This window comes from Bacillota bacterium (assembly GCA_040757205.1).
Classification (GTDB): Bacteria; Bacillota; Desulfotomaculia; order Desulfotomaculales; family Desulforudaceae; genus Desulforudis.
This window is the reverse complement of sequence record JBFLXL010000001.1, coordinates 1-12900: the sequence shown is the minus strand read 5'-3', so window position 1 is coordinate 12900 and position 12900 is coordinate 1. Positions and strand designations below refer to the sequence as shown.

General features: G+C 59.9%; 14 protein-coding genes. 4 read left to right on the top strand and 10 right to left on the bottom strand.

The window, feature by feature from the left end:
- Window position 1: 1 nt before the first annotated feature.
- From fabD to AB1402_00045, 6 genes are all read right to left on the bottom strand, one after another.
- On the bottom strand, window positions 2-943 hold the full coding sequence (fabD, locus tag AB1402_00070) for an ACP S-malonyltransferase (protein ID MEW6540000.1): 942 nt from the start codon (window positions 941-943) through the stop codon (window positions 2-4).
- Window positions 940-1890 carry an enoyl-[acyl-carrier-protein] reductase FabK gene (gene fabK, locus AB1402_00065; GenBank protein ID MEW6539999.1) on the bottom strand — a complete coding sequence of 317 codons (951 nt, stop codon included), beginning with the start codon at window positions 1888-1890 and terminating at the stop codon, window positions 940-942. The genes fabD and fabK overlap by 4 nt, the downstream gene beginning before the upstream one ends.
- 31 nt (window positions 1891-1921) lie before the next feature.
- A complete protein-coding gene (locus AB1402_00060) occupies window positions 1922-2932 on the bottom strand; it encodes a beta-ketoacyl-ACP synthase III (protein MEW6539998.1) in 1011 nt (336 codons plus the stop codon).
- Window positions 2925-3932: a phosphate acyltransferase PlsX gene (plsX, locus tag AB1402_00055; GenBank protein ID MEW6539997.1), complete on the bottom strand. Its 1008-nt coding sequence runs from the start codon at window positions 3930-3932 to the stop codon at window positions 2925-2927. Before plsX ends, AB1402_00060 begins: the two co-directional genes overlap by 8 nt.
- Before the next feature lie 98 nt (window positions 3933-4030).
- Window positions 4031-4210 (bottom strand): 50S ribosomal protein L32, encoded by a 180-nt coding sequence (gene rpmF, locus AB1402_00050; protein MEW6539996.1) that lies wholly within the window; start codon window positions 4208-4210, stop codon window positions 4031-4033.
- Complete coding sequence (locus tag AB1402_00045; GenBank protein MEW6539995.1) at window positions 4210-4725, bottom strand: DUF177 domain-containing protein; 516 nt, start codon at window positions 4723-4725, stop codon at window positions 4210-4212. The genes rpmF and AB1402_00045 overlap by 1 nt, the downstream gene beginning before the upstream one ends.
- 155 nt (window positions 4726-4880) lie before the next feature.
- On the opposite strand from AB1402_00045, the gene ylbJ reads away from it, so the two are divergent.
- Entirely contained in the window at window positions 4881-6062 is a 1182-nt protein-coding gene (gene ylbJ, locus AB1402_00040) for a sporulation integral membrane protein YlbJ (protein MEW6539994.1), read from the top strand.
- Here the strand turns inward: ylbJ and AB1402_00035 are convergent.
- Genes AB1402_00035 through rsmD form a run of 3 tightly spaced genes read right to left on the bottom strand, consistent with a single transcriptional unit; the run spans window position 6045 to window position 7543 of the window.
- Window positions 6045-6491, bottom strand: a complete 447-nt coding sequence (locus AB1402_00035) for an ATPase (protein ID MEW6539993.1) — start codon at window positions 6489-6491, stop codon at window positions 6045-6047. The genes ylbJ and AB1402_00035 overlap by 18 nt on opposite strands.
- Window positions 6492-6983, bottom strand: coding sequence for a pantetheine-phosphate adenylyltransferase (coaD, locus tag AB1402_00030; GenBank protein MEW6539992.1), 492 nt, complete (start codon window positions 6981-6983; stop codon window positions 6492-6494). It lies immediately after the preceding gene.
- Window positions 6980-7543 (bottom strand): 16S rRNA (guanine(966)-N(2))-methyltransferase RsmD, encoded by a 564-nt coding sequence (rsmD, locus tag AB1402_00025; protein ID MEW6539991.1) that lies wholly within the window; start codon window positions 7541-7543, stop codon window positions 6980-6982. The genes coaD and rsmD overlap by 4 nt, the downstream gene beginning before the upstream one ends.
- A 199-nt stretch (window positions 7544-7742) precedes the next feature.
- Between rsmD and gpr the strand changes: the two genes are divergently transcribed.
- The gene (gene gpr, locus AB1402_00020; GenBank protein ID MEW6539990.1) at window positions 7743-8687 is read left to right on the top strand and encodes a GPR endopeptidase; all 945 of its coding nucleotides are present in this window, start codon (window positions 7743-7745) and stop codon (window positions 8685-8687) included.
- Window positions 8688-8762: 75 nt separating this feature from the next.
- Here gpr and AB1402_00015 read toward each other — a convergent pair whose 3' ends face one another.
- A complete protein-coding gene (locus AB1402_00015; protein MEW6539989.1) occupies window positions 8763-9023 on the bottom strand; it encodes an alpha/beta-type small acid-soluble spore protein in 261 nt (86 codons plus the stop codon).
- 482 nt (window positions 9024-9505) lie between these two features.
- Between AB1402_00015 and AB1402_00010 the strand changes: the two genes are divergently transcribed.
- Together AB1402_00010 and AB1402_00005 are read left to right on the top strand one after the other, a co-directional pair.
- Window positions 9506-11656 (top strand): acyl-CoA dehydratase activase-related protein, encoded by a 2151-nt coding sequence (locus tag AB1402_00010; GenBank protein MEW6539988.1) that lies wholly within the window; start codon window positions 9506-9508, stop codon window positions 11654-11656.
- Between the two features lie 2 nt (window positions 11657-11658).
- Complete coding sequence (locus tag AB1402_00005; GenBank protein ID MEW6539987.1) at window positions 11659-12669, top strand: acyl-CoA dehydratase activase; 1011 nt, start codon at window positions 11659-11661, stop codon at window positions 12667-12669.
- Window positions 12670-12900: the final 231 nt, after the last annotated feature.

Here is a 12900-nt window from a genome sequence, read left to right as displayed (position 1 = left end):
TCTAGCCAACCTCCTCCAGGCGAGCAAGGACTTTTTGCAGGGAATCTCCGTCCTCCACGTTCAGGATGACGGCCTCCCGGGAGGCGATCTTTTTGACCAGCCCGGACAGTACTTTGCCGGGGCCTACTTCCACAAAAGTGCGCACTCCAGCCCCAATAAGCGCCTGTATCCCTTCCTCCCAGCGGACCGGACTGTAAATCTGCCGGACCAGTGCCGCCCTTACGTCCGCCGCCGCCGTCAGGAACCGGCCGTCAACGTTGGCCACCACCGGCGTTTGGGGATCTCTGATCTCGATGCCGTCAAGCGCTTGAGCCAGACGTTCCCCGGCGCTGCGCATCAGGGAGGAGTGAAACGGCCCGCTGACCGAAAGCGGCACGCACTTCTTTGCTCCGGCCTGTTTCGCCAGGTCCACGGCCCGCTCCAGAGCAGGCATTTCTCCCGCCAGCACCACCTGTCCGGGGCAGTTGAAATTGGCCGGGCTGATCACGCCCGCCCGCCCGGCCTCGGCCACGATTTCCTTGAGGGCTTCCCGCTCCAGTCCCAGGACGGCCACCATACCGCCGGTCCCAAGGGGAACGGCTTCCTGCATGAGCTGTCCCCGCCGGCGCACCAGGCGCAAACCATCCTCGAACAAAAAGGCGCCGGCCACGGCCAGGGCGGTATACTCACCCAGGCTGTGTCCGGCGACTACGTCCGGTGTGATTCCTTTTTCGCGGAGCACTTCGAAACAGGCAATACTGACCGCAAACACCGCCGGCTGAGTGTTGGCCGTTTTCTGGAGTTCCTCCCGGGGCCCTTCAAAACAAAGCCGGGTCAGGGAAAAGCCGAGGATTTCATCGGCACGGGTGAAGACCCGCCTCACCACCGGGTAGTTGCGGTGCAACTCTTCACCCATGCCCACGTACTGGGAACCCTGGCCGGGAAACAAAAAGGCCGTTTTCATTTGGTTTCTCCCGCTCGGGCCAACCGTTCCACGACCTGTTCCGTCTCCGACACCAGTTGCCGGATGATTTCCGCGGCCGGCTTGATTTCGTTGACCAGGGCCGCAATCTGGCCCGCCATCACCGAACCGTATTCCACATCCCCTTCCACCATGGCCGCCCGCAGTTTGCCCACTCCCAACTTCTCCAGCTCTTCCGGGGAGGCCTGCCTGGCCTCCAATTCCTCGAACTGCCGCGTCAGCTTATTCTTAAGGCACCTTACCGGATGACCGGTGCTCCGCCCGCTGACTACGGTGTCCCGGTCCTTGGCTTTGAGGACCTTCTCCTTCACCAACGGATGTACCGTGCACTCCTCGGCGCAGATGAAGCGAGTACCCAACTGTACCCCCTTCGCACCCAGCGCGAACGCCGCCGCTACCCCCCGGCCGTCACCGATGCCTCCGGCGGCGATCACCGGGAGGCTGACGGCATCCACAATCTGGGGTACCAGCACCATGGTCGTCAATTCCCCGATGTGGCCGCCGGACTCCATGCCCTCCGCGATCAGGGCGTCCACTCCGGTCTGCTCCAGACGCCGGGCCAAGGCGACCGAAGGTACGACCGGTATCACCCGGCAGCCCACCTCCCGCAGCGCATTGATGTACTTGCCCGGGTTGCCGGCTCCGGTGGTGACCACGGCCACGCGTTCCTCGAAAACCACCCGCATAACCTCGTCCGCAAACGGCGAGAGCAGCATGACGTTTACGCCGAACGGCTTGTCTGTAAGCGATTTTGCGGCGCGTATCTGCGTTTGGACCCAGTCCGGCGGTGCCTGACCGGTGCCGATAATCCCCAGGCCGCCGCCTTCGGAAACAGCCGCCGCCAGCTTGGCCTCCGAAACCCAGGCCATCCCGCCCTGCAGAATCGGGTACTCGATACCCAGCAATTCACAAATCTCGGTCTTAAGCACTCTTTGGAACCTCCTCAAACAAACGGTTTCTCTAACCCGGTCCGCCGGTGCCGACCCAATCCATGACGACCGCGGCCCAGGTCAGTCCGGCGCCGAAGCCGACCATCACCACCCGGTCACCGTCCGCCAGCCGGCCGGAAAGCACCGCCTCTTCCAGGGCCAACGGAATGGACGCGGAGGAAGTGTTGCCGTAGCGGTCCACGTTGACCACGACCCGGTCCATGGGTAGGTCCAGCCGCTTGGCCGCCGCCTCAATAATCCGAATATTCGCCTGGTGGGGAATAAACAGATCGATCTGGTCCTGCCTGAGACCGGCCTCCCGGATCACCGCGGCGGCTGCCTCACCCATAATGCGGACGGCAAACCGGAACACTTCACGCCCGTTCATGTGCACGTAGTGCAGCTTCTGTTCCACGGTGAGCGCTGAGGCCGGCAGTCTGGAACCCCCCGCCGGCAATTTCAACAGGTCACCTCCGGACCCGTCCGACCCCAGATTGGCCGCCAGCATACCCCGTCCGGGTGGAACTGGTCGCAGCACCACCGCCCCGGCTCCGTCCCCGAAAAGCACACAAGTGGTCCGGTCTTCCCAGTTCAGAATCCTGGAAATAGTCTCCGCACCGATCACCAGCACCGTCCGGTAGGTACCGGCGGCGATAAACTGCGCGCCGACCACCAAGCCGTACATGAAACCGGTGCATCCGGCGGAGAGATCAAAAGCCGCCACCGGCCCGCAACCCAGTTGTTCCTGCACCAGGCTGGCCGTGGACGGAAAAGTCATGTCCGGAGTGGCCGTGGCCACAACAATCAAGTCCAGCTCCCCGGGTCCGATGCCGCCGTCGGCCAGGGCCCGGCGGGCGGCGACAACGGCTAGGTCCGATGTAGACTGGCCCGGATCAACGATCCGGCGCTCCCGGATCCCGGTGCGGTCGCGGATCCACTGGTCGGAAGTGTCCACCAGCGCTTCCAGGTCCTGATTGGTAAGGACCTTCTCCGGCACACAGGTCCCAATGCCGACGATTCCGGCCGAAATCCGCTCAGCCATCAGCGGTCCCGGCTCCATTCTCCCGTACCTTGGCGATGCCGCCGGCGATGGTCCCGACCAGGTTTGTCCGCACCGCTTCACCGGCCACACGGATGGCGTTCTTTACGGCCTTGGCGTTAGACCGGCCATGACTCACCACCACCACCCCGTTGACCCCCAGCAACGGGGCACCGCCGTACTCGGTGTAGTCGAAGCGCTTGCGCACGTTCCGGAGCATATAGACGGTGGGCAACGCACAGACTTTTGAAACCCAATTGGTGGCCGCTTCCTGCTTTACCGCCTTTTCCAACGTCCGAACCACGCCTTCTCCTGTTTTCAACGCAATGTTGCCGACAAACCCGTCGCAGACCACCACATCCACGCGGCTGCTGAACAGGTCCCCACCCTCCACGTTGCCCACAAAATCAAACGGGGCCCGCTTAAACAGCGGGAACACCGTCAGGGTTTGCTCGTTTCCCTTGGAAGATTCCTCACCGATACTCAAAAGACCCACCCGGGGATTGGAAACGCCCAGCACCTTCCCGGCATACAGGCTGCCCATTATGCCGAACTTCAGCAAGTGCTCCGGTTTGCAGTCCACGTTGGCGCCGATGTCCAAGAGCACGGTTTGACCCTTTTCGTTCGGGATAACACTGACCAGTGCCGGACGCTCGACACCACGGATTCTCCCCAACCGGAGCAAACTGGCGGCGAAAGTGGCACCGGTATGGCCGGCGGACACGGCCGCATCGGCCCGGCCGTTCTTGACCAACTCGACGGCCTTGACCACTGAGGAATCGGGTTTGCGCTTCACGGCCGTCACGGGGGACTCGTCCATTTGCACAACCTGCGGGGCATGTACCACGGGAAGGCGTAAGGCTGAATCGGCGTGCTTAGCGATGGCCTCTTCGTCTCCGACCAGGACAACCTCAAAACCCCACTCACGGGCCGCCGCTTCCGCACCCCTGATGATCTCCCGGGGAGCGAAATCGCCTCCCATGGCGTCTACCGCAATGCGCAACTGCCGGCCCCCCCGGATCATTCTATAAGTGAGAGTATATCCAACTTGCCAGTTAAAAGCAACAACGGTAAAAAATAAGCTTTTGGTGAACCAAAAGCTTATTTATCGACGTTTACGACCTTTTTCGCTTTGTAGTACCCGCATTCCGGGCAGACCCGGTGCGGAACCATCCGCGCCCGGCACTGCGGGCAATTCACCAGGGTGGGCGCTTCGGTCTTCCACCCCGCGCGCCGCGTGCGCTGGCGCTGCTTGGAATGCTTCCGCTTGGGAACTCCCATTATTCCACCCCTTTCATTCCGGTTTTGAAAAGCTTGCCCAATCCGGCCAGACGGGGATCAACACCTTCGGGCCGGCAATCGCAGGCGGCCTTGTTGAGCGCCTGACCGCATTCGGCACACAGTCCCAGACAATCGGGGCCGCACAACGGCTTCATCGGCAGCGCCAGGAGCACGCTCTCGACAATTCTCTCCGTCAAGTCGATGAAATCACCGTCAACCGGTATGCCAACGGCATCATCCCGCCGTCCGAGGGTATACTTCTCCACCAGCTTGATGCCAAACGGAGACCGGACCGGCTCCAGACACCGGGCGCATTCCGTCCCGAACCGGCCCTCCACGGTGCCCTCCAGCCAGAAAATCCCTTCCAGGTACGTGACCGTAACCGTAACATCCACCGGTCCCACGGTGGAACCGGCCCCTTCGAAACGGTCCAGTTCCGGCAGTTCTTCCCGGAAACCGAAGGTTACCGGTTGGCCTTGCCGGTCCCTGACGGCGCTTAAGTCGAGCCCAAACATCGGTTTCCCCCAATCGCTTAACAGGCCCATTATAATGGCGGCCCTTGGGCTTGTCAATAAAAACCTGGTCTCACGCGGCTTTGCCGGCCATAGGCTCTGTTAGTCGGGAATCGCCCGGCTCATGTTTCATTACTCGGGGAAATGGGGAAAAACACATGCGTTCGGGTTTCGGAAGGCTGCCAGCGGCCATACTCGCCCTGGCTCTGTTAGTCGTCCTGGCCGCCCGTCCCCATACCGCGTTCGAGGGAGCCCTCCTCGGAGTGGATACCTGGTGGAATATCGTGTTTCCGGCCCTTTTGCCTTTTTTTGTCATGTCCGAACTGGTGCTTGGTCTTGGCTTGGTAGGTTTCGCCGGGGTACTGTTGGAACCGGTCATGCGCCCGGTCTTCGCCCTACCGGGCAGCGCCTCGTTCGCCGTCGCCGTGGGTTACACATCCGGGTATCCGGTCGGGGCCAACTTCTCCGCTCGTCTCCGCTCCGCCGGGCAATGCACGCGGGTGGAGGCCGAACACCTGCTTTCCTTTACCAGCAATGCCAGCCCGCTTTTCGTTCTGGTCGCCGTTTCGGTAGGGCTTTTTAACAATCCCGCGCTGGGGCCTTTTCTCCTGGGCATCCACTACGCGGCCAACCTCACCCTGGGGCTACTGTTCCGGCACTACCGCCCCCACGAGCGGAGACGGCACGCCGGGGAGTACCGCCACCTATGGAGGCGGGCCGTCCACGAGTTCATGGCTGCTGACGGGCGCCATCCGGGACTGATTCTGGGTGAGGCGGTGAAAACCGCCGTGGGCAAACTGCTGGTGATTGGTGGGTTCATCGTTTTATTCGCCGTCGTCATCCGTCTTTTGGACAGCTTCGGACTGCTCAGTATCCTGGCCGCATTGTTCGGTCTTTTTCTTGGGCCCCTTGGCTTGCACCCGTCTTTGAACCCGGCGTTGGCCACCGGCTTTTTGGAGATGACTCTCGGGATCAGGGCGGTGAGTGAAACCGCCGCACCGCTGGTTCAACAATTGGTGGCCGTACAGTTGATTCTGGCCTGGAGCGGCCTTTCCATCCAGGCCCAAGTCGCCAGTTTTGTATCCCAGACGGACATCCGGCTCCGGCTGTACTTAGTGGGGCGCGTCGCACATGCCTTCTTGGCGGCTGTGTTGACCTTGCTGCTGTTCCCGGTCGTTGAGCCGCTGCTGGTGACCCAGGCCGTGACCCGCCCGGAACTGGTCATGACTTGGACAGAAGTCCTTCAGACTTCTATCTTGTTAGCCTTGAGCCTGCCTCCGGCCCTTTTCAGCTTTGCCATGTTCGTCCATCTGGTGCGGCGTCTACTTCATGTTCTTTAGTTCCAAGCGGCCCCCTTCGATCTCCTTCATCATCTTTTCAACGCGGGCTTCCAGCTTGGACAACACCTCGTCCGCATAGTCCCGCGCCCCCAACCTCATCTCGCGGGAGGCCTTTTCGGCCTTCATTATAATTTCGTCCGCTATTTCCTTAGCCCGGCGGACCACCTCGCTCTGGTCGGCCCTCTTTTCAACTTCCCTTTGGGCCTCTTCCAACAGACGGGCCGCTTCTTGGCGGGACTCGCTGATTACCTTCTCCCGCTCCTGCACGAGCCACTTCGCCTTGCGCACTTCTTCCGGAAGAATGGTACGGGCCCGGTCCAGAAAGTCCAACAACTTCTCCTCATCCAACAGCACCTTCTTGGTCATCGGCACCCGGGAGGAATTCTGAACAAATTCTTCCAGGTCATTGAGTATGGACAGCAATTCCAATTACCCCTCACCCCTCATCCGAAATTTATCCCTCAATATCCGCTCCACCTGAACCGGCACCATATCCTCCACGCAGCCGCCGTACCGCGCCACCTCCTTGACGGAACCCGAACTGATGAATGAGTACTTGGCCTCGGTCATCAAAAAGACGGTTTCGATTTCCGGCGCCAGCTTCTTGTTGGTAAGGGCCATGGTAAATTCGTATTCAAAATCGGAGACCGCCCGCAGGCCCCTGATCAGCGCACGCGCACCCTGCTCCCGGGCATAACGGACCGTCAAGCCCTGATAGGCGTCCACGCGCACGTTTGGCACTTCCCGCAAAACAATCCGGAGCATCTCGAGCCGCTCCGCGATGGAAAACAAGGGTTGCTTGGCGGAACTTTTGGCTACGGCCACAATGACTTGGTCAAAAACCTGCGCCGCCCGCCGGATCACATCCAGATGCCCGTTGGTGATGGGGTCGAAGCTGCCGGGATACACTGCAATCTTCATCCCGACTTCTCCTCCGCCCGGTAGAACGACAGCAAAGACTCGCCGTACCGTTCGCGGCGCCAAACATAAAGGCCGCCCGCCCTGTCGGATGGAGGCCGCCGGAAGGAAGACTCGGCGATCACCCAACCGGCCGGGTCGACAACGCCGGACTCAGAAAGACGGAACAGGGTCTTGGTCATAAGCTCACCTGAGTAGGGAGGATCCATGAACACCAGGTCAAATACCCGGCCCTCCACCCCCAGGGCGCCGACCACCGCCGTCGCTTTGCCCAAACGCACCCGGCCCTTTGCGGCCAGCCCGGTTTCGTCCAAGCGTCTTTTTAATTCCGCCGCCACTCGCCGGTCGTTTTCCACGAATACAGCCAGAGACGCACCCCTGCTCAATGCCTCCAGGCCCACGGCTCCGGTTCCGGCATAAAGGTCCAAAAACCGGCTTTCCAAAACGCGCTCCGCGATAATATTGAACAGCGCCTCCCGCACCCGGCCGGTGGTGGGCCGGACCGCCAACCCGGACCCGGCCTGCAAACGCCTGCCCTTTAAACTTCCGGCGATAATACGCAAATTTCATTCACCCGGTTCTGGGATAAATTCGCAATCATTATAACACATCCTGCCGGCACATAGAGCTTTTTCTCCTTTCCTTATCCCCGTATTCTGCCTCCGCAGCCCAGACATAAACCTTGAGCACCTCCGGTATATTCGGCGCCGGCGCGGGCCACGATACTCTTGGAAAACAGTTAGGGGCAAAAGGAGGCCGATTATGAGAGTCTGTGGTGTTTCGACCGATTTGGCGCTTGAAGCGCACGATGCCCTGCGAGCCCAGACCGGTCAAGAAATCTCCGGGGTCGCGGTGGAGCGCCGTGAATTCCAGCACGGCAAGATCACCACGGTCAGAATCACCGATGAATACGGCGCGCAAGCCATGGGCAAGCCTCCGGGCACTTACATTACCATTGAAGCACCGGCTATACGAGTCACAGATCCGGACGCCCATTCCGCCGTAGTCCGGGAACTCGCCGGAGCCCTCAAGGGAATGATCCAAGTAAGCGACCAGGGAAATATCCTGGTGGTGGGATTGGGCAACTGGAACGCCACTCCTGATGCCCTGGGTCCGCGAGCCGCCAACCATACGTTCGTAACCCGGCACGTCTATCATTTCGCGCCGGAGCATATCCCGGAGGGAACCCGGGTGGTCAGCGCGCTGGCACCGGGCGTGTTAGGAATCACCGGCATCGAAACCGCCGAAATCGTCAAAGGCGTCGTCGAGCACGTGCGCCCCGAACTGGTGATTTGCATCGACGCCCTCGCGGCCGGCTCGGTCGAGAGAATCGCCTCCTCCATTCAACTCTCCGACCGGGGAATCAATCCCGGGTCTGGAATCGGAGGCCGGCGCCAGGGGCTCACCGAAGAAACTCTTGGTGTAAAAGTAATCTCCATCGGCGTTCCGACCGTTGTTCACGCCGCGTTTATCGCTCGTGACGCCATCGTGAAGCTCTACGAGATACACGGACGGACACCGCCGCAAGTTGCCGAAATGGAGGGAATCATCCAGCAACTGCTGGAGCCCTTTGGCGGACAGCTCATGGTCACTCCCAAGGAAATAGACGACCTGATCAAAAACTGTGCCCGCATAATTGCCGGCGGCTTGTCCGTGGCCTTGCATCCGGGTATCGCCCCCGAACGTTTCGCCGATTACCTGCAGTAAAAAAAGAGCAGAATCGGCTTTTGCCGTCTGCTCTGGAACGGGGTTTCATCTGTCATTGTCCGGCCGGGTCGAAGACTATTGACCCTGAGTGCCGAAAGGCTCGGGCGGGGCAGCCGCCCGGACCTGATTCACGTTGCCTTGGGCCATAGCCTGCTCCGCAAAGGCCACCATCTTGCGGACCATATTGCCGCCAACCTTGCCGTTGACCCGGGAGGGCAGGTCACCCTTGTCAAGCGCCTGGTAGTTGGCGAGGCCGATTTCGCCGGCCACCTCATACTTCATCTGATTCAGCGCGTTTCTGGCTTGCGGAACAATCGCGGGATTCGTGCGACCCATTGTTTTTGCCTCCTCTACTGTTTTGTGTTTATTTTATTTTTTTCTGTTTGAAATTATTATGGACTTCTGACCGGCCGCTTATGTTAGAACATAATGACTCTTTTTCCTAAAATCAATACCGACTTCGCGACCGAGTTCAAGATTCTGTACACTATCTTCCTGACGCACCGTGCTTTTCTTTCGGTTCTTTTTTTTACCGCTTTTCAAATATGCCCGCCTCCGAACATGCTTTGTGCTTATTTTGGCGCCGTGTGTCCGGCTCAATAACCAGGATATAATGGATTCTGTCCCGCAAGGACCGGCCAAATTTTGGCTGAATTGGTCGAAACGGCTGTTGGCGGCTGTTGGCAGCCAAAATTGACTAGCGGCCCATATTCTGCTAAACTAGCGGTGATACCAGTGGGCGATTTTTTTTTGGTATTCGGCAACCGGAAGCGGGCATACTGAGAGACCGGGCCCAGACCTCTTTGGATGTGAGTCTAATGGCAACCGTAGGTTTGCCCCGAGCGATGGCTTACTATTATATGTACCCTTTCTACGCCGAGTTCTGCCGCGAAATCGGCGTGCAACTGGTGGTATCCCCGCCCACCACCAAACGGGTGCTGGAGAAAATGGATTTTTGCCCCACCGATGAGCCTTGTGTGGCGGTGAAACTGCTGTTCGCACACGCCCGCGAACTGCTTGACCGCGGAATCGACCGCCTTTTCATTCCATGCCTGGTCAGTCTGGAGCCCAAGAACTACTGCTGTCCGAAGTTCATGGGCATCCCGTACATGGTGAAAAACGCGCTTGAAAGCGGCACTCAAGTGTTGAGTCCGGTGATTGACCTGTCTCAGGGGAAACGTGACTGGGAAAGGACCTGGGTGGAAACCGGCCTGCTTTTGGGCGCCACGCCGGATCGCGCCCGCCGCGCCCTCCAGGCCGCCTGGAAGGCTCAGCACCGCTTTGAAACGCTTTGCGTCCAGAAACTTCTGTCGACGGTCGAAGCGTTCCACGTCCTGGAGTCAAAGGTGCTCAAACGCGGGAATGACCAGGCGGCCGCCGGCTCCGCCGATGAAACGGTGGCCGTCATCGGTCACCCTTATATCCTGTTTGACGCCTTCAGCATGGATCTGTTGCCCAAGTTCAAGCAGTACGGCCGGGTGCTGACCGCCGAGATGGTTTCCCCAAAAGAGATCCGCCGCCAAATGGAAACGGTGTCGGACGGCGAACGATTGTGGAGTTTTGAAGCCCAGCTTCTCGGCGCCGCCCTTCACTATCTCCGGAACAACCTGGTGGATAAACTGGTCCTGGTGGGCTCCTTTGAGTGCGGCCCGGAATCGATTATCGAGAATTTTGTGGAGGAGGAGGCCGCCCGTTACGGAGTACCTTTCCTTCTCCTGACCCTGGACGAGCATACCGCCGACGCCGGGCTGGCAACCCGGATCGAAGCGTTCATGGATGTCCAGCCGCTCCCGGCCGAGGTTTCACGGACCGTCCCGGAAGTGCCCGTTCCCGGGCTGCGCCCGGAACGGTTTGTGATCGGCATGCCGACCATGGGACATCTCGATCTGGCGATTCGTTCCGCCTTGGCGGACTGCGGCGTGGATTCGGTCAAGACCCCTCACGCCAACCAGGAGGTCCTGGAGCTGGGCAAGCACCTGTCACCCGAGTTCGTCTGCCTTCCGTTCACCATCACTCTGGGCCAAATGCGCTGGCTTCTGGAAAACGGGGCCACCCACCTGCTCATGGTCGGCGGCAAGGGCAAGTGCCGGTTGGGGTGGTATGCCCAGGTACAAGAACAGTTGCTGCGCCGCCTGGGCTACGAGTTCGAACTCATCGTCATCGACTCACCGCTTCCGCTGCGGGAGCGATGGTCGGACTTCCGCCGGACCTTGAAACGGACCACCAATCAGGCCTCCTGGCTGCAAATTCTGCGGGCCCTGTACGCCGGCTACCACCGCATGGCCGCCATTGACCAAGCCGAGAGCATCTGTCATCAGGTGCGTGCTTTCGAAAGCAGGCCGGGAACGGTGGACCGGCTGTTCGCCGGGTTCGTGCGCCGTGTGGAGCGCGCTGCTTCCACCGAGTCGGTTTGGATGTTGTTGAATGAGTTCCGAGACCAGGCGGAGGCTATCGAAACCGAAGACACCAACCCGGTTCGGGTCCGAATCCTGGGCGAAATCTGGGTGGTGCTCGAAGCCCACATCAACCTGCACCTGGAATCTCTGCTGGGCAAATCCAAGGACCCCCGGGTGTGGGTGGACCGTGAAATTTCGGTAACCCAGTGGTTTCACAAAAACCTCTTTCCGACCCGGGAGGCCACCGCCAGAAAGAACCAGATCAAGCAGGCCGCGTTTCCCTACCTGGAAACAGACGTGGGCGGGCACGGGAACTTCAGCGTGGGGCTCACGGCCTTGGCGGCGCAGGAAGGCATCGACGGCATTATTCACCTGATGCCGTTTACCTGTATGCCCGAAATCGTAGCCCAGAACATTATGGTGAAACTGAGTGAGGAATTGGATCTTCCGGTGCTGACCTTCATCATCACCGACCAGACCGGTGAGGCCGGCTTTGAGACCCGCGTGGAAGCTTTCCTGGACATCTTGAAGGACCGCCGGACCGGTCGTCTCAAGCTGGAGGAGGGAGCATAAGTTTGCGTTACTATCTTGGCATTGACGTAGGCAGTGTCACTACAAAACTGACCGTGATCGATGAGCACGCCGGACTTTTGTTCCGGTCCTACTTGCGGACTGAGGGCGGTCCGATCCAGGCCATCCAGAATTCCTTTCGGAAATTGCACGAGACCGTCGGGGAGCCGCCCATCGCCGGGGTGGGCACCACGGGCAGCGGGCGCCGTTTGGCGGGGATAATGGTGGGTGCTGACGTCATCAAGAACGAGATCACCGCTCACGCGGTCGCGGCGCGCCACTTCCGGAACGACGTGCGCACGGTGATCGACATCGGCGGGCAGGACTCAAAGATCATTTTCTTTCGGGACGGAGTTCCGGTGGGCTTCAACATGAATACCGTCTGCGCGGCTGGAACCGGTTCCTTTCTTGATCATCAAGCGGTTCGTCTCGGCATCCCGATTGAAGAGTTCGGCGACTACGCTCTCCGTTCGGAAAGCCCGATCAAGATCGCGGGACGGTGCGGGGTTTTCGCCGAGTCCGACCTCATTCACAAGCAGCAAATGGGTTACAGGAAGGAAGACCTTATCGCCGGGCTTTGTATCGCTCTGGTCGGAAACTACCTCGCCAACGTGGCGCGCAGCCGCAAGATTGAACCGGTGGTCCTCTTCCAGGGTGGCGTGGCCGCCAACGCCGGCATCCGGGCCGCATTCCAGAAGCGGCTCGGTTTGGACATCGTGGTTCCCGAAACCTTCCAGGTGATGGGTGCTTTTGGCGCCGCCATCCTGGCCAAGCGTAACGCCGAGCGGCGGCGCACGGCCACCAACTTCCGCGGCGCGGCCCAAATCGCCGGATTCACTTGCCGGCCCCGCACCTTTTCCTGCGCGGACTGCCCGAACAACTGTGAGGTGAACGAATTCTACATCGGCGACAACCTGATCAGCAGGTGGGGTTCCCGGTGCGGCAAATGGTACAACCTGAATGTGTCCTCATCCGAAAGGAGCGAAGAAAGGGAAGCGCCGCTTCAGGCCCAATAGGGTCCGGCGGTGACCTTCGACAATACCTCGGCACGGCGGAATTGCCACGACCGGCCCATAATCAGCCTGAAATAAGCCTGAAATAAGCACTGCCTGAAATAAGCACTGTCAACGGCCAGTGAAAATGTCACCTTAGAACACGCTAATTTGGCCTGAGAAAATGTCACCCCTTAAGATCGTTAAAGTGGCCTGAGAAAATGTCACCCCCTGAAACCGTGCTCCAAGTATACA

Coding starts and splice junctions, on each gene's coding strand:
- fabD (MEW6540000.1), bottom strand. CDS start 943: ATGAAAACGGCCTTTTTGTTTCCCGGCCAGGGTTCCCAGTACGTGGGC.
- AB1402_00060 (MEW6539998.1), bottom strand. CDS start 2,932: ATGGCTGAGCGGATTTCGGCCGGAATCGTCGGCATTGGGACCTGTGTG.
- rpmF (MEW6539996.1), bottom strand. CDS start 4,210: ATGGGAGTTCCCAAGCGGAAGCATTCCAAGCAGCGCCAGCGCACGCGG.
- AB1402_00045 (MEW6539995.1), bottom strand. CDS start 4,725: ATGTTTGGGCTCGACTTAAGCGCCGTCAGGGACCGGCAAGGCCAACCG.
- ylbJ (MEW6539994.1), top strand. CDS start 4,881: ATGCGTTCGGGTTTCGGAAGGCTGCCAGCGGCCATACTCGCCCTGGCT.
- coaD (MEW6539992.1), bottom strand. CDS start 6,983: ATGAAGATTGCAGTGTATCCCGGCAGCTTCGACCCCATCACCAACGGG.
- gpr (MEW6539990.1), top strand. CDS start 7,743: ATGAGAGTCTGTGGTGTTTCGACCGATTTGGCGCTTGAAGCGCACGAT.
- AB1402_00015 (MEW6539989.1), bottom strand. CDS start 9,023: ATGGGTCGCACGAATCCCGCGATTGTTCCGCAAGCCAGAAACGCGCTG.
- AB1402_00010 (MEW6539988.1), top strand. CDS start 9,506: ATGGCAACCGTAGGTTTGCCCCGAGCGATGGCTTACTATTATATGTAC.